The organism is Novosphingobium sp. BL-S-33 (assembly GCF_056857025.1).
Window position 1 is genome coordinate 1,930,084 of record NZ_CM166475.1, and the last position, 19,917, is coordinate 1,950,000.

The 19,917-nt window shown below is 65.9% G+C and carries 18 protein-coding genes and 1 riboswitch (1 of these 19 only partly in view); of the genes, 10 read left to right on the forward strand and 8 right to left on the reverse strand.

Going from position 1 to position 19,917, the window contains the following annotated elements; genetic code table 11:
- Positions 1 to 149 precede the first annotated feature (149 nt).
- Complete coding sequence (cobW, locus tag AC1VVM_RS24915) at positions 150 to 1,199, reverse strand: cobalamin biosynthesis protein CobW (protein WP_482956879.1); 1,050 nt, start codon at positions 1,197 to 1,199, stop codon at positions 150 to 152.
- Between the two features lie 189 nt (positions 1,200 to 1,388).
- A riboswitch (cobalamin riboswitch) is annotated at positions 1,389 to 1,632 on the reverse strand.
- Between the two features lie 272 nt (positions 1,633 to 1,904).
- Between cobW and AC1VVM_RS24920 the strand changes: the two genes are divergently transcribed.
- The 3 genes from AC1VVM_RS24920 to AC1VVM_RS24930 are packed head-to-tail and all read left to right on the forward strand — an operon-like array spanning position 1,905 to position 4,041.
- Complete coding sequence (locus AC1VVM_RS24920) at positions 1,905 to 2,228, forward strand: hypothetical protein (RefSeq protein ID WP_482956880.1); 324 nt, start codon at positions 1,905 to 1,907, stop codon at positions 2,226 to 2,228.
- Positions 2,225 to 3,775: a PepSY-associated TM helix domain-containing protein gene (locus AC1VVM_RS24925; protein WP_482956881.1), complete on the forward strand. Its 1,551-nt coding sequence runs from the start codon at positions 2,225 to 2,227 to the stop codon at positions 3,773 to 3,775. The genes AC1VVM_RS24920 and AC1VVM_RS24925 overlap by 4 nt, the downstream gene beginning before the upstream one ends.
- The gene (locus tag AC1VVM_RS24930) at positions 3,772 to 4,041 is read left to right on the forward strand and encodes a DUF3325 domain-containing protein (RefSeq protein ID WP_482956882.1); all 270 of its coding nucleotides are present in this window, start codon (positions 3,772 to 3,774) and stop codon (positions 4,039 to 4,041) included. The genes AC1VVM_RS24925 and AC1VVM_RS24930 overlap by 4 nt, the downstream gene beginning before the upstream one ends.
- Position 4,042: 1 nt before the next feature.
- On the opposite strand, the gene AC1VVM_RS24935 is transcribed toward AC1VVM_RS24930, so the two are convergent.
- Positions 4,043 to 4,828 (reverse strand): helix-turn-helix domain-containing protein, encoded by a 786-nt coding sequence (locus AC1VVM_RS24935; protein WP_482956883.1) that lies wholly within the window; start codon positions 4,826 to 4,828, stop codon positions 4,043 to 4,045.
- A 159-nt stretch (positions 4,829 to 4,987) separates the two neighbouring features.
- On the opposite strand from AC1VVM_RS24935, the gene AC1VVM_RS24940 reads away from it, so the two are divergent.
- Both AC1VVM_RS24940 and AC1VVM_RS24945 read left to right on the forward strand, forming a co-directional pair.
- A complete protein-coding gene (locus tag AC1VVM_RS24940) occupies positions 4,988 to 7,129 on the forward strand; it encodes a marine proteobacterial sortase target protein (protein WP_482956884.1) in 2,142 nt (713 codons plus the stop codon).
- Positions 7,126 to 7,731, forward strand: coding sequence for a class GN sortase (locus AC1VVM_RS24945; protein WP_482956885.1), 606 nt, complete (start codon positions 7,126 to 7,128; stop codon positions 7,729 to 7,731). The genes AC1VVM_RS24940 and AC1VVM_RS24945 overlap by 4 nt, the downstream gene beginning before the upstream one ends.
- A gap of 186 nt (positions 7,732 to 7,917) precedes the next feature.
- On the opposite strand, the gene AC1VVM_RS24950 is transcribed toward AC1VVM_RS24945, so the two are convergent.
- The 3 genes from AC1VVM_RS24950 to AC1VVM_RS24960 all read right to left on the reverse strand — a co-directional run bounded on the left by AC1VVM_RS24950 (position 7,918) and on the right by AC1VVM_RS24960 (position 11,217).
- On the reverse strand, positions 7,918 to 8,394 hold the full coding sequence (locus AC1VVM_RS24950; RefSeq protein WP_482956886.1) for a YbaN family protein: 477 nt from the start codon (positions 8,392 to 8,394) through the stop codon (positions 7,918 to 7,920).
- Complete coding sequence (locus tag AC1VVM_RS24955) at positions 8,333 to 8,866, reverse strand: biliverdin-producing heme oxygenase (protein WP_482956887.1); 534 nt, start codon at positions 8,864 to 8,866, stop codon at positions 8,333 to 8,335. The genes AC1VVM_RS24950 and AC1VVM_RS24955 overlap by 62 nt, the downstream gene beginning before the upstream one ends.
- A gap of 86 nt (positions 8,867 to 8,952) precedes the next feature.
- Complete coding sequence (locus AC1VVM_RS24960) at positions 8,953 to 11,217, reverse strand: TonB-dependent hemoglobin/transferrin/lactoferrin family receptor (protein ID WP_482956888.1); 2,265 nt, start codon at positions 11,215 to 11,217, stop codon at positions 8,953 to 8,955.
- A gap of 206 nt (positions 11,218 to 11,423) precedes the next feature.
- Between AC1VVM_RS24960 and AC1VVM_RS24965 the strand changes: the two genes are divergently transcribed.
- From AC1VVM_RS24965 to AC1VVM_RS24985, 5 genes are all read left to right on the forward strand, one after another.
- The gene (locus AC1VVM_RS24965) at positions 11,424 to 12,221 is read left to right on the forward strand and encodes a DUF4198 domain-containing protein (RefSeq protein ID WP_482956889.1); all 798 of its coding nucleotides are present in this window, start codon (positions 11,424 to 11,426) and stop codon (positions 12,219 to 12,221) included.
- Positions 12,222 to 12,229: 8 nt separating this feature from the next.
- Positions 12,230 to 12,700: an EF-hand domain-containing protein gene (locus AC1VVM_RS24970; protein WP_132391310.1), complete on the forward strand. Its 471-nt coding sequence runs from the start codon at positions 12,230 to 12,232 to the stop codon at positions 12,698 to 12,700.
- Between the two features lie 71 nt (positions 12,701 to 12,771).
- On the forward strand, positions 12,772 to 13,257 hold the full coding sequence (locus AC1VVM_RS24975) for a GNAT family N-acetyltransferase (RefSeq protein ID WP_482956890.1): 486 nt from the start codon (positions 12,772 to 12,774) through the stop codon (positions 13,255 to 13,257).
- A gap of 59 nt (positions 13,258 to 13,316) precedes the next feature.
- Positions 13,317 to 14,432: a DUF2235 domain-containing protein gene (locus tag AC1VVM_RS24980; protein WP_482956891.1), complete on the forward strand. Its 1,116-nt coding sequence runs from the start codon at positions 13,317 to 13,319 to the stop codon at positions 14,430 to 14,432.
- A 406-nt stretch (positions 14,433 to 14,838) separates the two neighbouring features.
- A complete protein-coding gene (locus AC1VVM_RS24985) occupies positions 14,839 to 15,747 on the forward strand; it encodes a gliding motility protein GldB-related protein (protein ID WP_482956892.1) in 909 nt (302 codons plus the stop codon).
- A gap of 162 nt (positions 15,748 to 15,909) precedes the next feature.
- On the opposite strand, the gene AC1VVM_RS24990 is transcribed toward AC1VVM_RS24985, so the two are convergent.
- The 3 genes from AC1VVM_RS24990 to AC1VVM_RS25000 all read right to left on the reverse strand — a co-directional run.
- A complete protein-coding gene (locus tag AC1VVM_RS24990) occupies positions 15,910 to 17,145 on the reverse strand; it encodes a ComEC/Rec2 family competence protein (protein WP_482956893.1) in 1,236 nt (411 codons plus the stop codon).
- Positions 17,145 to 18,986, reverse strand: a complete 1,842-nt coding sequence (locus AC1VVM_RS24995) for a hypothetical protein (RefSeq protein ID WP_482956894.1) — start codon at positions 18,984 to 18,986, stop codon at positions 17,145 to 17,147. Before AC1VVM_RS24995 ends, AC1VVM_RS24990 begins: the two co-directional genes overlap by 1 nt.
- 233 nt (positions 18,987 to 19,219) lie before the next feature.
- A protein-coding gene (locus tag AC1VVM_RS25000; protein ID WP_482956895.1) for a dipeptide epimerase crosses the window boundary here: on the reverse strand, positions 19,220 to 19,917 show its 3' portion. The gene runs 310 nt beyond the window's last position; only the last 698 of its 1,008 coding nucleotides appear in the window; its start codon lies off the right edge, out of view; the stop codon is at positions 19,220 to 19,222.

The following is a 19,917-nucleotide window of genomic DNA, read 5'->3' on the forward strand; positions in this document are numbered from 1 at the left end:
GCAACTGCGACAGAACTCTGACTCGTCATTGCGAGCGTAGCGAAGCAATCCAGTGCGGCTCTGCGCGACTCTGGATTGCTTCACCCGCTTCGCGGGTCCGTAATTACGAGGGTAGGGGGGGGGGGCGAAGGTGGGCATGAGGGAGAACCTCAAGCCGCTACCGTGCCGAGAACATGCGCAAGCCCAGCCTCGATGGCGGCGCGGTCCAGCCCCTTCTGGCCGATGATGACAAGCTGGGTGCGGCGCACGTCCTGCGGCAGCCACGCACGGTCGTAGAAGTGCTGGATGCGCGGGCCCACGGCCTGCACCACAAGGCGGCTCGGCTTGCCCGAAACCGCGACCATGCCCTTCACGCGCAGCACGTCGTGCTCTGCGATCAGGTCCTTCAGACGGGCGAGAAGAGCGTCGAGATCGACCACATCGCTGCCGGAAACGACGAAGCTGTCGAAGTCGTCATGGTCGTGATCCTCGTCCAGCCCATCGATGTGCGAGGGACGGGAATCGAGATCGTCCTCGGCAGCGGCGGTGATGCCCAGCAGCGCGGCGATGTCGACGGCGCCATGATTGGCACGCACGATCTTCACGCCGGGGCGCGTCTCGGCCAGCACCAGCGTTTCGACATGGGCGAGGGCATCGGCGTCGACGAGGTCGGTCTTGTTGAGCACGACCATGTCGGCGCAGCCCAGCTGTTCCTCGAACAGTTCTTCCAGCGGGCTTTCGTGGTCCAGCATCGGGTCGGTCGCGCGTGCTGCCGCCAGCGCCGCCTCGTCGGTGGCGAAGCGGCCGGCCGCGACGGCATCGGCGTCGATCAGCGCGACCACGCCGTCCACGGTGGCGCGGGTGCGGATGTCGGGCCACTGGAAGGCCTTTACCAGCGGCTTGGGCAGGGCAAGGCCGCTGGTCTCGATGATGATGTGATCGGGCTTGTTCTCGCGGTCCAGCAGCTTCTGCATGGTCGGCAGGAAATCGTCGGCGACGGTGCAGCAGATGCAGCCGTTGGCCAGTTCGACGATATCGTCCTCCGGGCAGGCCTCGTCATTGCAGCCTTTCACCAGTTCGCCGTCCACGCCGACATCGCCGAACTCGTTGATGATCAGCGCAAGGCGGCGGCCCTTGGCGTTCTGCAGCAGGTGGCGGATCAGCGTGGTCTTGCCGGCGCCCAGAAAGCCGGTGATGACGGTGGTGGGAACTTTGCTCATGTATCGTCTCCCGCGCGCCGGTAACTCGGAAGCGGCGGGACAGGCCGTCTCTTGCGGACGACGCGGACACACGGGCGTCGGGCAGGCGCGCGAGCGCCCGACGTGGCATGCCGCTGCGGCCCCGGCCGCATGCATCACGTCGCTCAGACGGAGAGTTACCGTGCCTTGGCCAATCCCTGGACCCGGGCAAGAGCGACATCGACCCCGGCAGGTCTCCTGGCTTGCGGGTCACGGCACGATGCACCGCCTTCCCAGGCCTCGCATGACTTAGCGTCCGGCCCAGTGGCTGCGGGCAGAGGCTTTGCCCCGCCGCGAATGTGCATCGCGCTCGCCGCTTACAGTTGCAGGGACAGCCCCGGATTGGAGTGGCAGGCCACTCGTACCGTGTTCCCATTTTAAGCCCCTTGCGGGGCACCGGCGCGATAATGGTGTTCACCGTCGCCCCGGTCGGGGGCTGCGGCGGACAGACAGGCTCCTAGCCGTCGCCGTGTCCGCCCGCAAGTGTCGGGCCCCGGGCAAGCGCCGGGATCGCACGCGCAGGCCGATCCAAAACGCGATGACGATGAGCAACGCATCAGGCTCGCGGTGCAGATCCCCTCGATTTTGCATCTAATGCGATTGACTCGCAAGTTGGGACTCTGTTAGCAGCGTCAGAAATGCGAATGGTTCGCAATAACGCGACCAAGGCGCACTTTCGGAGCCGTCATGAACACGCGCGCGGGCAAGGTCCGTAAAGGCATCGGCAAAGGCAATCTCGCGGCCAGACTGCTGGCGGCGGTTCCGGCCAATTATGCGCTGTCTTCGCTGGCGGCGGCCTGCGTGGCCCGCGTGCTGGCGCACGGACTTGCGGTCTCCGCGCCCGAAGCGAGCATGGCGGCCACGCTGCTGTCATTCGCGATCTTCGCGGTGCTGGCGCTGGCGGCGTTCGGCATGCGTTTGGTGGCGCGGCTGTGGCTGTGGATGATCGTTTCGGGCGCGGTCATGGCCGGTTACCTCTGGTTTTCTCTGACAACGGGGGGCCGCCTGTGAAGGAGAGCCTGCGGCAATCGATGGCGCTCGTGCACACCTGGACGGGGCTGGTGCTGGGCTGGCTGCTGTTTGCGATGTTCGCCACGGGTACTTCGGCCTATTTCCAGGACGAGATCACCCGCTGGATGCAGCCCGAAGTGACCGGCACGGCCGATCCAGTGGCATCGGCGCAAGGCGCGGTCCGCTTCCTCCAGCGCACCGCGCCAGACGCGAGCTTCTGGTTTCTCACGCTTCCCAACGGGCGCAGCGCCACCACGCAGGCCTTCTGGTACCCAGGCACCGGCACCAGTGGCCAGACCGAGGCCGTACTCGATGAAAGCGGCCGGGAAGTGACTGTGCGCCAGACCAACGGCGGCTACTTCCTCTATCGCTTCCATTTCGACCTGCATTACCTGCCGGTCCTCTGGGCCCGCTATCTAGTGGGCATCGCGGCGATGTTCATGCTGGTAGCGATCCTCTCGGGCGTGATCACGCACAAGAAGATCTTCGTCGACTTCTTCATGCTGCGCTTCGGCAAGGGGCAGCGATCGTGGCTGGACGCGCACAACGTGACCGCCGTGCTGGCGTTGCCGTTCCACCTGATGATTACCTTTACCGGGCTGGTGACGCTGGCGGCGATGTACATGCCGTGGGGCATATTGGCGAACTACGCCTCGCCCGACACCTTCCAGTCCGCGGTTTTCGGCGATCCGCCGGCCGCCGAACGCAGCGGCAGGAACGTGCCCCTTGCCGACCTTGCGCCGCTGATGCGCAAGGCATCGGCGCAGTGGGGCGGGCGTGAGGTCGGCGTGGTGCGGATCAACAATCCGGGCGATGCGACCGCGACGATCGCGCTGACGCGCGGTCCGGGCGAGGCGATGGGTTCACGCGGCGAAGTCATGGTCTTCGATGGCCCCAGCGGCCGCCAGACCGGCGGCAGCCTGCCGCAGGGCGCCGCGCTCAAGACCGAGAGCGTGATGATCGGCCTCCATTCGGGACGCTTCGCGCAGATTGCGCTGCGCTGGCTCTATTTCCTGAGCGGCCTTGCCGGAACCGCGATGGTCGGCACCGGGCTTGTGCTCTGGACCGTCAAGCGCCGCCAGCGCCTGCCCGATCCGGAGCGCCCGCATTTCGGCTTCCGCCTCGTGGAAAAACTCAACATTGCGACGATTGCCGGGCTGGGCTGCGCCATTCCCTCTTACTTCCTCGCCAACCGCCTGTTGCCCACGGGGATGGCGGCGCGCGCGGACTGGGAGATCCACACGATGTTCCTCGCCTGGCTGGGCGTGCTGATCTGGGCGCTGGTGCGCCCGGCTGCGCGGGCATGGCTTGAGGCGCTGAGACTGGCGGCGCTGCTTTTCGCGGCGGTACCGCTGGTCAACGCCTTCACCACCAGCCGGGGGCTGCCTGTCAGTCTGATGAGGGGGGACTGGCTGTTCGTGGCTTTCGATATGGTCATGCTGTCGCTTGCGGCGGCCTTCGCGCTGGCGGCTACGAGGTTTGCGGCACGCCAACGCAAGGCGTCGTCCGGCCGGGCGGTGGGCAGGGAAAAGGCAGTGCGGGCATGACCCACGTTCTGGGCATCCTGCTCGCGCTGGCCGGTTTCTGGGCGCTGGCAGTGTCCATGCCGCGCCACCAGCGCGACCTTTCCGGGCGAACGCTCGCGAAGAGCCACGCCTTTACCGCCCGGTGGGCCGGATGGACCCTGCTGGCGGCGGCGCTTGCCGTTGACATGGCTGGGTTTGGCGGCGGCTATGGCCTCGTTGCCTGGTGGGCGCATCTGACAGTGGGTGCGTGGCTGACGGTGGCGCTGCTCCACCTGGCGAAACGCTAAGTCAGCCGGGCATGTGTACCCGCGCGTAGTCGTCGTCAGTCGCGCGGCCGAGCATCTCGCGATAAGGCGCGAAGTGCGGCATCTCGGGCGTTACCAGCCCCAGCGCCACCTCCTCACCCTCGGCCAGCTTGCGCAGGGCGAGCGGCGCGGCGGCGGGAACGAGCTGCGAGCCCTTGCCCACTTCCAGCGTGGTGAGAATGCCGAACAGCCCACCATCGATGGTCGGGCGCGAGAGGATGGCAAGGCGATATTGCCCCTGCTCGTTGGTCACGAGGTAGATATGGCCGGAAAGGTTGGGCATCGAGACTTGCCCCGCCTGCTCGAAACGCGCGTCTGACCGGCCGGATTCGGCGAAAGCGAGGCAGGCCTTGGCGCTGTCCCACCGGATTGTCGTCAGATAGGCGAACAGGCTGCCCGGCGTGCCGAAGCTGGGGCGCAAGGTGAGGTAGCGGCCTTCCAGCCAGGCCACGGCCGAGCGGGCATAGGCCCCCAATGCTTCGGGGGCGACATCTCCGGCGCTAGGCAGTGGTGCAGGCGTGCCCGCGACAGCGCCGGGGCGCAAGTTCACGCCCAGCGCTTCCTCGATCCGCAGCAGCGTCGCCAGCGTGAAAGGGCGCTTGCCGGCCAGTGCCTTTTCCAGCGTCGAGAGGCTGATCCGCGCCATGTCGGCCAGCGCCTGGCGCGACATGCGCCGCCGCGCGATCTCCTCGCGGACGAGGCGCGCGGCCTCTGCGCTTTCGGGAGCGATCGGGGCGGAATCCGGCAAGTCGGTCTGGGGTATCGTCATGTCCGCCTATTTCCGCACAAATGCGCACATTCCGTCAATGGCTGCATCAACAGGGGCAATCTGCGCACGCGTGCGGCTGGAACCGGCCAATAGTGCTCGTGGCTGTGCGCACCGCCATGCGCATAGAGGGAGGGCTCCCGAACATCCAAGGAGCCTGTCATGCCGCAATCACCCGCTTTCCGCCCTCTCGCCTTTCGGGGCGCGCTGATCCCTGCCGTCGTGCTGGCGCTGGGCGCACCGGTTGCCGTCGCGGTCCAGTCAACCGCCGCCCTTGCCGCCGACGAAGCCGAGGACGCGGCGACCGACGACGGGCCCGCTGCCGGCACGCTGATGCTGCGCGGGCAGGGCATTGCCGAGAGCTTGCCAGCCGTCCGCCTCGGCACCGACATGGACGTGACGGTGACTGGCCAAGTGGCCCGCGTGCGCGTGACGCAGGCCTTCCGCAACACGTCGGGCAAGTGGATGGAGGCGCATTACCTCTATCCGCTGCCGCAGGACGGGGCGGTGGACTCGCTGAAGATGGTTGTCGGCCAGCGCGTGATCGTCGGCCATGTCCAGCCGCGCGAGAAGGCGCGTGAGACGTACGAGGCGGCCAAGGCCAGCGGCCGCAAGGCCGGTCTTGTCGAGCAGCAGCGGCCCAACATGTTCACTACAATCGTCGCCAATGTCGGCCCCGGCGAGACCGTGCTGATCGCCATCGAATATCAGGCCCCGGTCACGCAGGCGAACGGCACCTTCTCGCTGCGCCTGCCGCTGGTGGCCGGCCCGCGCTACACGCCGCCGCACACGCTGACTTCGGCGCCCGCCGTGGACGATGCCAATGCCGTGACCGCTGCGCCGGTGCTCGATCCGAAGGTGGGTTCGGGGCTCAATCCCACGTCGATCTCGGTACGCCTCGCCCCCGGCTTCGATGTCGCCAACCTCATCAGCCGCTATCACAAGGTGAACATCACCGGCCCGCTGGACGACCGCACCGTCCGTCTTGCCGAAAGCGTTCCCGCTGACCGCGACTTCGTGCTGGAATGGCGCTCGGCCTCGGCCGATCCGACGCTGGGGCTTTTCGCCCAGCACACCGACAAGGGCGACTTCGTGATGGCCTCGGTCACGCCGCCGGCCGACCTTTCCAACTTGCCCACGCCCCCGCGCGAGATGGTCTTCGTGATCGACAACAGCGGCTCGATGGGCGGCGATTCGATGGACGAGGCCAAGGCCAGCCTGATCCACGCGCTCGGCACGTTGCGCCCGCAGGACCACTTCAACGTGATCCGCTTCGACGATACCATGACCCGCCTGTTCGACCACAGCGTGGCCGCCACGCCCGATCAGGTGGCGCTGGCCAAGCGTTTCGCGGACTCGCTGGAGGCACGCGGCGGCACCGAGATGCTGCCCGCGCTGAAGGCCGCGCTGGAGGATGCGGGAACTGGCGGCGAGGCCGATGCGCTGCGCCAGATCGTGTTCCTCACCGATGGCGAGATCTCCAACGAACGCGAGATGATGGCTGCAATCGGTGCCGACGGTGGGCGCAGTCATGTCTTCATGGTCGGTATCGGCTCGGCGCCGAACGACTATCTGATGGAGGGGATGTCGACCATCGGCGGCGGCGTCTACACCCATGTCGGCACCCCGGCCGAGGTGGCCGCGAAGATGATGCCGCTGATCGACGTGCTCAGCCATCCGGCCATGCGCGACCTGTCGGTGCGGGTCGAGGGCGGGACGCTGGATCTCACGCCTTCGCGCCTTCCCGATGTCTACGCCGGGCGGCCGCTGGTCCTTGTCGGCCGGACCGGGCATCTTGCCGGCACGCTGACAGTGAGCGGCACGATCGGCGGCAAGCGCTGGGAGCGGCGGGTCGATCTGGCCAGCGCGCTGCCCAGTCCCGCTATCGAAAAGCTCTGGGCGCACCGCCGCATCACCGACATCGAGGCGGATCGCGCGCTCGGCCAGATGGAAGACGCGCAGGCCGATGCCGAAGTCGAGCGGATCGGCATGGAAAGCGGGCTGGTCACCAGCCGCACCAGCCTCGTCGCCGTGGACGAGACCCCTTCGCGGCTAGCCGGTGCGCGGCTGACGCGTGAGGAATTGCCGATCAATCTGCCGGCAGGCTGGGATTTCGACACGCTGTTCGGGCACGATGCCTTGCAGTCGCGGGTGGGTTCGGATGATCTTTCCGCCATGCAGGCCCAGGCGCTCGACCTGCCGCAGACCGCCACCGGCTTCGTCGGCATGGTGGGCAAGGGGCTGGCGCTGCTGCTGGCAGGCCTTGCCGGGATTGCTCTCCTGCTGCGCCGGAGGGCGGCATGATCGGGCTCGCGCGTATGAAGGAGGCTGCGCGCGGGCGCGGGCTCCTCTTCCTGCTGCTGGCCGGACTGTGCCTTGCAGGCGTGGCGGAGACTGGGCGGGGGCTTTACGTTCCCGCCAAGGCCATGGCCGCGCAAGTCCTGCTGGAGCGGGCTTTCGAGCGCAGCCTTGCCACGCACGCGCCGCAGCGGCCCTGGGCCTGGGCGGACATGACCCCGCTCGCCCGGCTTTCAGTACCTCGCCTTGGCGCGGCGCGGGTGGTGCTCGACAGCGGATCGGGGCAGGCCATGGCTTTCGGACCCACCCTGCTCCCGGGCGGCGCGGCCTTCGGGCAGGAGGGAACCGCCGTGGTCGCTGCCCATCGCGACACGCACTTTCGCTTCCTGCGCGATGTTCACAAGGGCGATCTCATCACCGTGCAGACCCGCGAGGGACTGGAGCGTCGCTACCGGGTGACCGGGGCCGACGTGGTGCGGTGGGATCGCTATGCCGTGCCCGATGCAGGCGCGGGCGAGCGGCTGGATCTGGTGACCTGCTATCCCTTCGACGCCGTGCGGCATGGGCCTTGGCGCTATGTGCTTCATGCGGAGCGGATCTCGTCCTGATTGGAAAGCGAATTCCACCAATCTCAACCCGTCATCCCCGCGAAGGCAGGGATCCCGCTTCTGTTGTGCAGGACGAGAGGCCGCAAAGAAGCGGGGCTCCCGCCTGCGCGGGGGCGACGAGGTTTGAAACTGGGGACTCATCCCTCGACATTGAGCACATCCGAGATCGCCGAGGTCGCCCGAGGTTTAAGCGCTATCCCCGCTCGGCTCGCGCCGCCGTCCCACCCAGATGGCGCAGGCCAGCAGAACCGCCGCGACCGGGAGGGCCACGAATGGCCCCGGCCGCGCCAGCAGGCAGAATGAGACAAAACCAATCGTCATGCCAATCCACGAGGCGATCTTGGCATGACGCGGGATCGCCCGCTCCGCCCGCCAGGCACGCAGCCCGGGGCCGAAGCGGGGATGATTGAGCAGCCAAGCCTCCAGCCGCGGCGACGAGCGCGCAAAGCACGGCAGCGCCAGGATCATGAAGTCCGTGGTCGGCAGCAGCGGGACGAAGATCCCCACCACGCCGATGCCGACCAGCACGAGGCCCAGCACCAGCCAGCCCATGCGCGCGGCCCGGCCCCGGCGGAGCAGGTCCTCGGTGCCGCTGCCGTCCTCAGGCGAGGCGGGCATCGGCCAGCGAACGCACGCGATCGAAAGCCGCTTTCGCCCCCGCAACCGCGCGGGCTTCCTCGTCCGGGCCCAGCCGGGCCGCGTCGAGCCCTGCCGTGAAGGCCCGCCAGTGCGCGGCAGGCCCTTCCGCCGCCGGCGCGAGATGGCGCGCGCCGTGATCGTCGGAGAGGCCGAGCTTGGCCGCCTCCTTGCGCAGCAGCGCCGCGCCCATGTTCGACCCTTCGGCGACATAGAGCCAGCCGAGCGCGGTCGGGACATCGACCGGCTCGCCCGCCGTGAAGGCTGGCGGCGTATCGTCGGCGGGTAATGCCTTGCCAAGGTCGGCCAGATCCGCCGCGATCAGGCCAAGGCGCTGCCGCTCGGCGAGGCCCGGCAGAATGTACTGCAAGGCCTCGTTCGAATAGAGCGCCGCGATGTCGCGGTGGAACAGGTACTGCAACTCGGCGAAACGGGTATAACCCGGCAGGCTGGCGAATGGGTCTGCGGCCATGATTGCCTTGTCCAGGCGTTCATGCATCTCGCGTGTCCCGGCCCGGAGCGATTGTACCAGGCTGGGTGCCAGTGAGTTGTCCGTAGTGGTGTTCATGGTCTGCGGCGTTCCTTTCAGAACGAGATCAGGGCGGTCGCCTTGAAGGTGCGGCCGGGCTGCGAATAGAACAGCTTCGAAAGGCTGCCGCTGTCGGGCAGGTCGAGCGCGTTGTAGTAGGTCTTGTCGAGCAGGTTGTAGACACCGACCTGAATACGCAAGCCCTCTGCGAAGGATGGACGGATCCATGCGTTGGCATCGATGATGCCGTAGCTCGGCGTCTTGTTGAGATCGGAGGCGGGATTCTCGACCTTGTTCCGCGATGCTGCCGCCGTGCCGGAGAGGTCCGCGCCGAAGTTGCCGTGCGAATAGCCCACGCCCAGAATGGCGCGCAGCGGCGGGATCGAGTTCAGGTGATAGTCGTCCGCAGTGTTCTTGCCGTCGGCGTAAGCGAGCGAGGCCCAGGTCCGCCAGTTCTTCGAAAACTCCCAGTTTCCGCTCGCCTCGATGCCGTAGATCCGCACGCGGTCGAGGTTCATGTACTTGAACACGCCGAAGGGATAGCTGCCGGACAGGCCGGCCTCGGCGGCGGTCGTCGTGACTGTGTCGATGAAGTTGCGGTAGGTGTTGCGGTAATAGGCCACGCGCAAGCCGCGCTTGTCGTCGCCGAAGCGCATGCCGAATTCGTAGCCCTTGCTGGTCTCGGGCTTGAGATCGGGATTGCCGATGCTGACGTAGCTGCCGGTGCCGCCATAAGTCAGATAAAGCTCGGTTGCCGAAGGCGCGCGGAAGGCCTGTGCCCACTGGCCATAGAGCGTGAGTTTTGACAGCACTTCGGCCTCGACCAGCACCTTGGGCGACCAATGCGTGTCGGACGACTTGGCGGGGAGCCCCTCGAACGCGGCGTTCTCGGTATAACTCGGCGTGTCCTGCGGCGAGCGGCGATAGTTGTCGTAGCGAATGCCCGGAGTGACATGCAGCCACGCGTTCGTGCCGAAGCCGATGCGGTCCTGCAGGACAAGGCCGATGTCGGTGCCGCGCACGTCGGGCATGTCGGACTGGTTCACGTGAAGGAACGAGCAGGAGTAGATCGCGGGCGTGCAGTTGTCCTGCCCGGCGGCGTATTGGCTGGTATTGGTGCGATAGGCTTCGCCCGCCACGGTGATTGCGTGGGAGAGCGGGCCGGTCGTGAAGGCTCCGGTGATCGAACCGTTCAGGCCGAACATCTCCACCTGCAGGTCGCTGTCGCGGGTATAGAGGCCCTTCGGTGCGGTCAGGCGATCGCCCGCCGTATAGGTCTGGAGATTGCTGCGCTGCCAATATGCGGTGAGGTGCGCTTCGCGGATAGCGTCGCCATCGCCCTGATAGTCGTAATTGCCCGAAATGCGCTTGCGCTTGGTCGTGTTGTCGGTCCGGAAGCTGGAATAGGTCGAGCCGACGCTGGTCAGCGTGTTCTCGTCGTAATCGCGCGAGAAGATTTCGCCGGTCAGGCCAAGGCGGTGGCCGCCGGGCAGGTACTGGTGGACTTTCACCAGCAGGGTGAGCTGGTCGTAGCTGGCGGGATTGGGCTCGGTGCGCGCGGTGCCGGTGCCGCCGGTATCGCCCTGGTTCTTCGTCTCGTTGCCGTTCTGGTAGCCGCCCTGGATCAGCATCAGCGTGTCGCCGCTGCGCACGGCGGCGGCCTGATTGAGGAACACGCTGTCGCTGGCGCTGTCGTACGTAACTTTCGAAAGGCCGGCCATGGCCTTGCCGTCGGTCAGCAGGTCCTCGGGATCCAGCGTGCGCAGCGCCAGCGTGCCGGAAAGCGCGCCGGTGCCGAAGAAGCTGGAATCCGCGCTTCGCACCACGTCGATGGCGCTGAGCGAGTTGAAGTCGAACGAGGCGACGCCGCCTTGCACGCCGCGCGCGCCGTCATCGAGCCACGGGGTGCGGATGCCGTCGATGGTCGTCAGCACGCGGTTGGAATCGAGGCCCCGGATGTTGATCGACATGTTGCGGGGGTTGAAGTTTACACCGGCATCCACCCGCCGCGAAAAGTCCGTGAGGCTATCGACCATGCGGTCGCGCAGGGTTTCTGCGGTTGTGGTGGTGGTAAGGACGCGGGGCTTGCCGGCCGCGCTGCTTTCGGCGTCGGTATCCTCGGCCTTTGCCCTGACCGGGAAGCTGCCGAGCGGAACCGCGCTGTCTGTCGAGGCTGATTGGTCGGCCGATTGAGCCCAGACCGGGGTGCCCGGAAGTGCGAGCGTGAGGGCTGCGGCCCAGCCGATCTTGTAGCCGATGCCGGTGCCGATTTGGGCAGCGATGCTTGCCCTGCTCGTTCCTGTCAGCAGACCCATGTTCATCCGTTCATTCCTTTTCACAAATGCGACGCAATAGCAATAAGAGAGTGAAGGGCGAGCAAAGGGAGGAGGTTCTCCGCCGTTCGTGGTTTTGAGTGTTCCCCAGGCGCCCCCAAAGTGCCCTTAACCGCCCCTCTACCTTAATGCTATTGATTCGCAATAGAGAATGTGAGACGAGCCGCGTACTCGCTTTCGAGGGGACGAATCTCATGACTCTTTTGACCCGATTCCGGCCGGCCATCACGCTGTCAGCCGGTCTCTGCGCCAGTCTCGCCGCGACATCGGCGCTCGCGCATTCGCCTTACCTTTTGCCCAATGGCTTCACGATCGACGGGCAGGACCACGTGACGGTGGAGGCCGCGTTCAGCGAGCACGTCTTCGTGCCCGCCATCGCCATGCAATCGGACGGCTTTCAGGTCGTCGCACCCAACGGCACGGCCTCCGCGCTCAAGCCGGTGATGCTGCGCGACCTTGCCGTGCTCGAAGTGCCGACGCCTGCCGACGGGACGTACCGGATCAGCAGTGGCGAGCGGCAGGGCCGCGTTTCCAAGGCGGCTTTGATCGACGGCCAATGGGAATTCATCGATCCGCGCCGTCCGCTCCCACCCGGCGTCACGCCGGTCGACATGCAGAGCGTGACCAAGGCCGAGGCCTATGTCAGCCGGGGCACACCGACCCAGACTGCGCTCGCGCCCACCGGCAAGGGCATCGAATACCGCGCCGTAACGCACCCCGACGCCATCCACGCCGGGAAACCGGCCGAATTCCAGATCCTGTTCGACGGCAAGCCGCTCGCCAATGCCGATGTCGAGGTTGAGGAAGCGCGGCCCGGCGAAGTCGAGAATGTCCGCCTGCCGCTGATGACCAGCGACGCGCAGGGGATCTTCCACGTCACCGCGCCGCGACCGGGTCTCTACCACGCAATGACGCGCCACCGCGTCGCCGCGACGGCTGGGGAGCCCGCCCGCAGCTACACGTACGCCCTGACCTATTCCGTAAGCGAATGAGACCGGCCATGACCATCAAGACGATCCGAATTGCCCTTGCCGCCGCCGCCTCGCTGGCCGCCATCGGCACCGCCCATGCCGCCTCGCACGACCTTGCAACCTTCATCCGCGAGCAGGATCTCGACGGCGATGGCAAAGTCAGCAAGGACGAGTTCCAGCGCGGCCGTGACGCCGAATTCGCGCGGATGGACCGCAATCACGATGGCGTGCTCTCGCACGACGAATATGTTGGCGACTATCGCGAGCGCCTTGAAAAGGAGCTGCTGACGGAACCGGCAGCCTCGCGCGAGGAAGAGCGCGTGCGCCAGTTGCGGCAGGCCGATGTGCGCTTCGGCGTACTCGATAGCGACCACAGCGGCGGCATCACTTCCGCGGAATTCGCCGCGACCGGCTGGGGCATGTTCCTGCACCACGACACCAACCACGACGGCTGGGTTTCGGCCGAGGACGCCGCCACAAAGGCCGATCCCGCGCCTTGAGCCGTGATGCGAGCGGGCGGGGCTTGTCCCGGCCCGGCCCGCTCTCTAATCCGGCATGCATGAGCCCTGTTTTGATCCGCCCCTTCGTTCCTTCGGACGAACAGGGTGTTATCGATGTCATCCTCCCTATCCAGCGGGAGGAATTCGGCATCGCCATTTCCGCCGACGATCAGCCCGATTTGCGCGCGATTCCGGCCTGGTATCAAACCGGCGCGGGCGAATTTCTGGTGGCCGAGCACGAAGGGCGGATCGTCGGCACCATCGCCATGAAGGACATTGGCGCAGGGCAGGGCGCGCTGCGCAAGATGTTCGTCTCCGCCGCCTATCGCGGCCGGGAATTCGGCACCGCGAACGCATTGCTGGCACGGTTGCTGGAGGTCTCGCGAGCGGCCGGAATCCGCGAGGTCTTTCTTGGCACGACCGACAAGTTCCTTGCCGCGCATCGCTTCTACGAGCGGCATGGCTTTCACCGCGTGGAGCCGCAGGAACTTCCTGAAAGTTTCCCGAGAATGGCGGTGGACACGCGGTTCTACGTGCTGGCGTTAGCGCAAGAATAGAGGCATGATCGGCCCGACATTACGCCGCCGCTAGTTCGGTGTTCCGGGGGATGATCGAGATGCCGGAGGAAACGGGCCAAGAATTCTCCGGACGTAATATCGTCGTTTGCTGCGACGGTACCTCGAACCAGTTCTCCCGTGACCGTACCTGCGTCATCAAACTCTTTCACGCACTGGTGAAGGACGAGGAAAGACAGGCCGTCTATTACCACCCCGGCATCGGCACCCGTGCGCCGACCGGGATCGGAACCCGCACCGGACGCTGGCTGGGTGAGCTTGCCGGGCTCGCTTTCGGCTATGGTTTGCAGGACGACATTGCCGACACCTACCGTTACCTTGCCGACACCTACCGGCCCGGAGACCGCGTCTACATCTTCGGGTTCAGCCGCGGCGCCTATACCGCGCGCGTCGTGGCGGCGATGCTCCATTGCTATGGCCTTGCCATGCGCGGAAACGACCCCTTGGTCCCCTATGCGGTGAAGATGCTCTGGACCATGGCCAGGGCGAAACCGGGTGCCGACTATCAGGCCTGCGAACAGCTCGCCTCCGATTTCAAGGGCACGATTTCGGCCCGCGATTGCCCGGTTCATTTTCTGGGCGTGTGGGACACCGTCAATTCGGTCGGCTGGATCGGCAGCCCGCTTACCATTCCCTACACCCGCGCCAATCCCGATGTCGCCATCGTCCGCCATGCCAAGGCGCTCGACGAGCGGAGGGGGTTCTTTCGGGTCAACTGGTTTGCCGCCGATCCCCGGCGCGACATTCGCGAGGTCTGGTTTCCCGGCACCCACTGTGATGTCGGCGGCGGCTGGCCCGAGGCCGAGAGCGGGATTTCCAAATACCCGCTGGAGTGGATGGCGCAGGAAGCGGAGAAGGCGGGTCTGTTGCTCGATCCGGACCGGCTGGCGCAAGTTCTTGGCAAGGACGGAGGTCTCTATGCGCCTGAAAGTCCCAATGCCAAAGTCCATTACGGCATGCACCCGTGGTTCTGGGCGCTGGCGGAGTTCGTGCCGAAGAAGCACTGGAATTTCGACCGCAAGCGCTGGGAATGGCGGATGAACCTGTTCCGCCGCCGCAGCCTGCCGCCTGCGCCGGTGGTGCATGATGTGGCTTGGGAGATCCCCGGTTACGCGTTGCCCGAAGGGGCAGTGAAGCTTTCGCAACCCGCGCCTTAGGGTGTGAACGAATGCCCCGTTTCTGCGGGTAATGCGTGCCGATGGTCAGGCGGCGGTTTAATCGCCGCCGTTCCCCTCCTACCCCCGCTCATCCTGAGCCTGTCGAAGGATGTGAACCTCGCGCTGCGCCTCCGGGGGCTTCTACAAGCTCAGCCTGAGCGGGTTGGAAGACAATTGGGCAGAGTGGAAGGTGGCGGCGACTATATATGAAGCGCGCAGCATCCCGATTCAGGCAGAACTGCCATCCCTCTATATGTGGATTAGGCGCGGGCCGGGCTTGCTGTCTACGACCTGTCTTGCGGGGCTCTCCGATAAGCAGGTTTTAATGCGAGACCACTGGCAAGCGGCGCTTGCAGCGCATAGACTGCGGGAGGCGGAGCGAAGGGGGCGTAAGTTGCGGAAAAAGTTGGCCTATGCGATGGTGAGCATCGCGGCGATCGGTGCCGTTATCTTTCCGGCCGACGCAAGCGACTTGGGCCAGATACGGACCAGCGACGTAGCGCTGTTCTACAAGCTATATGATGCGGCCAATGGCACGCCGAGCAGCAGCGTACTGCAGCAGGATTACATCGACGCGGGAAGCGATGGTGTTCGCCAGTTCGTGCCCCATCGGATCATCTCCGGCATGTCGCTCGCACAGACCATCCAACAAAATCGCTCCATCTACGATCAGGCGCGAACGTGCATGGATGTTCTGCCAACGGTTACCCGCAAGTTGGAAGTGGCCTTCCGGAAGCTTTCCGATCTCGATCCTCAGGCGACTTTCCCGCCCGTGACGATCCTGATCGGAGGGAATAATAGTGGAGGGACTACCGGAAAGGCGGGCGTGTTGATTGGCCTTGAGGTCGTGTGCAGATCATCCTGGTTGCAACCTGACCTGTCGGAACGCCTTTTCCATCTGATCTCGCACGAATACGGGCATGTTCAGCAAGCCCCGGAGCTTGACGATGACAACGCACCGACCACAGTCTTAAGGCAGTCTCTTATCGAGGGCGTTGCCGAACTCGTCGGTGAGCTAATTTCCGGTCAAGTAGGCAACGTGCATCTGCAAAAATGGACGCAGGGGCATGTGAAGGAAATAGACGCCAGATTTATGGCCGATGCCGATAAAGCCGACATATCGGATTGGCTGTATAATGGTGTTGGCACTCCCGACCATCCGGGCGATCTCGGATATTGGGAAGGCTATCGAATTGCCAAAGCGTATTACACCAAAGCCAAGGACAAGCGCGCAGCGCTCCGCACGCTATTGGACCTGAAAGATCCAAAGGCCGTCCTGACCGAGAGCGGTTGGAAGCCGGGGCAGGACAGCTAAACACATGGCAACAGTCGGCATCGCCATGGCAAACGGGTAATGGCGTATTCGGCGATGGTTCCGGAAAGGTGGCTTCCGGACTGAATCTCTGAAAAGCAGCGATTCAGTCGCGCGAAGGTCCTCGCGCGTCGTCCATCGCCGTTGCGCAGCAATCGGCCCCGCCTAAAACGGCACTTTCATCACGATCACATCCGCGTCCGCCCTGACGACGCTCTGGGCCTGCGCGGGCCGGTCGCTGCGCACCACGTTCATCGCGCGCGGGCCTTCCATCTCGTCGACCAGTCCCTGATAGGGCACGTTCGAATAGGCCTTGGGATCCACCGAAACCATCGCCGGAATGCACTTTGGCAGCAGCGTGTCGATCAGTGTCACCGGCGAGGCATTGTGGCTGGCGTGGTGGCCCACCTTCAGGAAAGTCGTCTCGCGGATCAGGTCGCACCAGTGCGGATCGGCCAGGATCGATTTCCAGTTACCCCACTGCGCATCGGCGCAGAACAGCAGCCGCGCGGCGCCCACTTCGATCAGGATGACAAGGCTGGTGTTGTTGATCGCCGCATCGATCTCGGCCGCGAGGCCAACGAGATCCACCCCGTCGGACATGCCCCGGATCGTCGCCATGTCGGCGGCGGAAAGGCGGGCGGTGAGCATCTGGCGCTGGCGCGGTGACAGCGCTTCGGGATCGATCCGGCAGCGCGCGGGGAAGGGCGAGAGTTGGCCGCTTCCGGCCGCATCCTGCGCCATCGCGAGGTGCCGGAACGTCTCGGCGCGGGGCGGGTCCATCACTGCCAGCGCCGCCGCATCACGCGAGGGGCCCATGATGTGGAATCGCAGCCCCGGAAAACTGGCGAGGCCGAGCGGCACTTGCGGGGCGTCGGCATCGGGCAGGTAGCGGCGAACCGGCTTTCCGGCGAACCCGGAATAGAGCGTGTCCATCGCCGCCTCATTGCTGAGCGCGAGGGACAGCATCGCGTCCGCCCCGGCCAATGCCTGCGCGGAACCGGCGGGCGCAGCGGCCAGCGCGGGCGCCAGCGCCATCCGCGCGAGCGCGGCGCTGCGCACCTGCCGCTCGACCATGCCGCGCGCGGCGGGGTCCTGCGGGTTCTCGGTCCATGGCATCCAGACTTCGGCGACCTGCACTTTGTCCCAGCCGGTGGCGGCAAAACCGCTGACATGGTCCTTGTGCCGGTGCGTGCCGACGACGAGGTCGATCCGGGCGCTGCCGTCGCTGTCGCCGGCTGCGGCGATCACCCGTTCGGCAAGCTTCTGGTTCTCGTCCGCCCCGCCCTTGTGGCGGCCGCAGTCGAAGAGGATGCGGCACATTTTCTCGGGGAAGGGGATCTCCACCAGAAAACAGTCGCCGAAGCCGACGTTGAACATCGAGATGGTGATATCCGGCATCAGCATCCTCCCCCATGCAGCGCGCGCAGGCTGGCGCGGGCGATCATGCGATCGGCCACCCCGCGCGGATCGCGATAGGTGCTCATCGGATCGGCCAGGTCGCACTGCTGGACGAAGGCGGCCACCGCCTCGATGCGCAGCGCGCCCTTGTCCGGCGCCACCGGCGTTCCCGCCGCTCCCGGCTGCGGCGGCATCGGCAGCTGTTTGCCGATGACGTAGCGGATGCGGCCATCGGCGCTGGCTATCACGGTGCAGCCACCGCGCAGCGGGAGGCCGCCGAAGCGGGGATCCCCGGCAGCGTCGTTGTCCTGCTGTTCGAGACGAAACACGATCTCGTTGAGAATCCGCCCGTCCTGGCTGACCCGCGCGACGCGGTGAAAGCTGCGCACCGAGACTGTCAGCGTGGGGTGCAGGCCCAGTTCGGCGCGCACCTTGGCGCTGTCTGCATATCGGTGGATCGCCTTGGCCGCGTTGGCCTGCAATTCGTCATAGCGGGTGTCTCGCTCGTGCTCGGAATCGTCTTCCTGATTCAGCGAACGCCTGCGGCGCATGGGATCGAGGCTGGAATAGACCGCGTCGTAATGGAACCAGTCCAGCGCGTCGGTCAGGTCGATCCGGGTCATCGCAGGATCGGCCTCGGGCCATGTTACCGAGCCTTCGGAGAGCGAGAGCACGCCTTCGGGGTAGATTGCGCGGGCGCGGAACGCCTCGATCAGGGCAGCGCGCAGGCCGAGCCGGTCGTCCGGGGCGACGACGGCGTGCGAGGTGACCGTTGCGCGGAGGAAGTCCCCGAAGGTCATGTCCATCGGCGGCGTGTAGTCGAAGGCGCGTACGATCATCGTCAGCGTCTCGTCGGCAATGCGCGAGGCGGCCTTGGACAGTTCGTCGATCAGTTCGGGGTGCAGCTCACCCGCGGGCAGGATGCCGGAGCCGCCGGTCGCCAGCCGGATCAGCGGTCCGGTCGCATCGATATAGGCGGCCTTGAAGGCATCGAACACGGCGGCCAGCAGGATGCCGCCGCGCGCATGGGGCTCGGCGATATCGGGCGAGAGCTTGATATCGGGCGACCGCATGGCCGATCGCAGGGCATTGCCGGTGCGCGTGGCCTGCCCGAACTGGACGGCGATCTCGTTGAGGATCGACCCTGTGCCGACATCGCCCCGCGCCTGCCGCACCAGCGCGCGCAGCGTGACCGGATAAGTGAAGTGCTGGAACAGCGCCACAAGGTCGGCAAAGCCTTCGTGAAAGGCGAGGAGGTCGGGATTGGTCGCTTCCAGAAAGTGCGGGCGCAGGCGGTTGATCAGTGCGTGCGTCACTTCATGGACGATGATGTCGTGCGATAGACAGGTGAAGATCACCTGATTGGGCAGGTTCGCCCCGGGATCCTGAGGATCGGCGCGGAAATAGCCGAAGAGCACGGCATGCAGTGCGGGGTCATAGAAGGCATTGGCGCCGACGAAGGCATGGGGAATCAGCCGCAGCTTGGGGTGGGACTTGTCGCGATAGAGCTTGAGACGGCGGCCGAGCGCCTTGTCGAACGCGCGCACCGTGCGCATCGCCACGGCATAGACCATCTGCTGGTGGAACTGCGGATTGGACTCGGAATGGGCGATCCCGCCCTGCATCAGCACCGAGGGATCTTCGAGATTGCAGGGCAGATACGTGCAGTCGTTGCCGCCGTCGTAGTCCACCACGACTACCCGGTCGCCTTCCGGACCGGCGCCGAGCGGTTCGAAATCGACCTCTATCGAGGTCCGGTTGCCGGGAAAGGTGGTGAATTGCGGGTCCAGCGCGAAGATCTTGAGCGGCCGGGCCGCGGGCATGTCCTGATTGGTGGCCATATTGTCCCCCTCTCGGCCCGAAAATCGGACCCGAAGGCAGGTTCCCGGCAAGATGACCACCGCATGACACGCTCATGAAGGCGTGTCATGGAAGCCCGGTTTGCCCGCTGTCCTGCCATCAATACTGATCGTATCGTTTTCAGGGAGGCGCGCCCGCGATTCGCTTTGCCGCCCGAGCGCGTTTATACCTTTGCGCGCGGGTCAGTTCGATGGTTTTTTGCGGGAATTGGGGATTAGCGGATGCCCCATTTCAAGCCGTGCGGCGCGCGCAGCAGGCCGTTCTCCACCCGGCAGCCGCCCGGAATGTCCTCCGCCAGCCAGAGCGGCCCGTCGAGATCGACGAAGCGGCTCTGCGCCGCGAGCGGCCATGCGGCGGCGACCGAGAGCGAGGAGCAGAGCATGCAGCCGGTCATCACCTCCATGCCCGCCTCCCGCGCTGCCGCGGCCAATGCCAGCGCGCCGGTCAGGCCGCCCGCCTTGTCGAGCTTGATGGTCACATGGGAATAGCGCGCGGCGATCTCCGCGATGTCGGCGGCGACATGCACGGATTCGTCGGCCGATATCGGCACGGGCGAGCGCAGGCCCTCCAGCGCGGCATCGGCACCGGCGTGGAGAGGTTGTTCGAGCAAAGCGATGCGCGCGGCGGCCAGTGCGGGCAGGACGCGTTCGAGCAGGGCCATGTCCCAGCTCTCGTTGGCATCGGCGATCAGCGTCGCGCCCGGTGCCGCTTCGCGTACAGCGGCAACACGTGTGGCCACGTCATGCGCGTCCAGCTTGAGCTTGAGCAGCAGCGGCGGATCTTGCACGCCGAGGGCGAGGGCGATGTCCCGCGCCCGCTCTGCCATGGCGCGCGGCGAGGCGATGCCGACTGTGACGGCCGTGACGAGCGCCTCGGGCTGCGGCCCGAAATGCGCGGCCACGGGAACGCCGG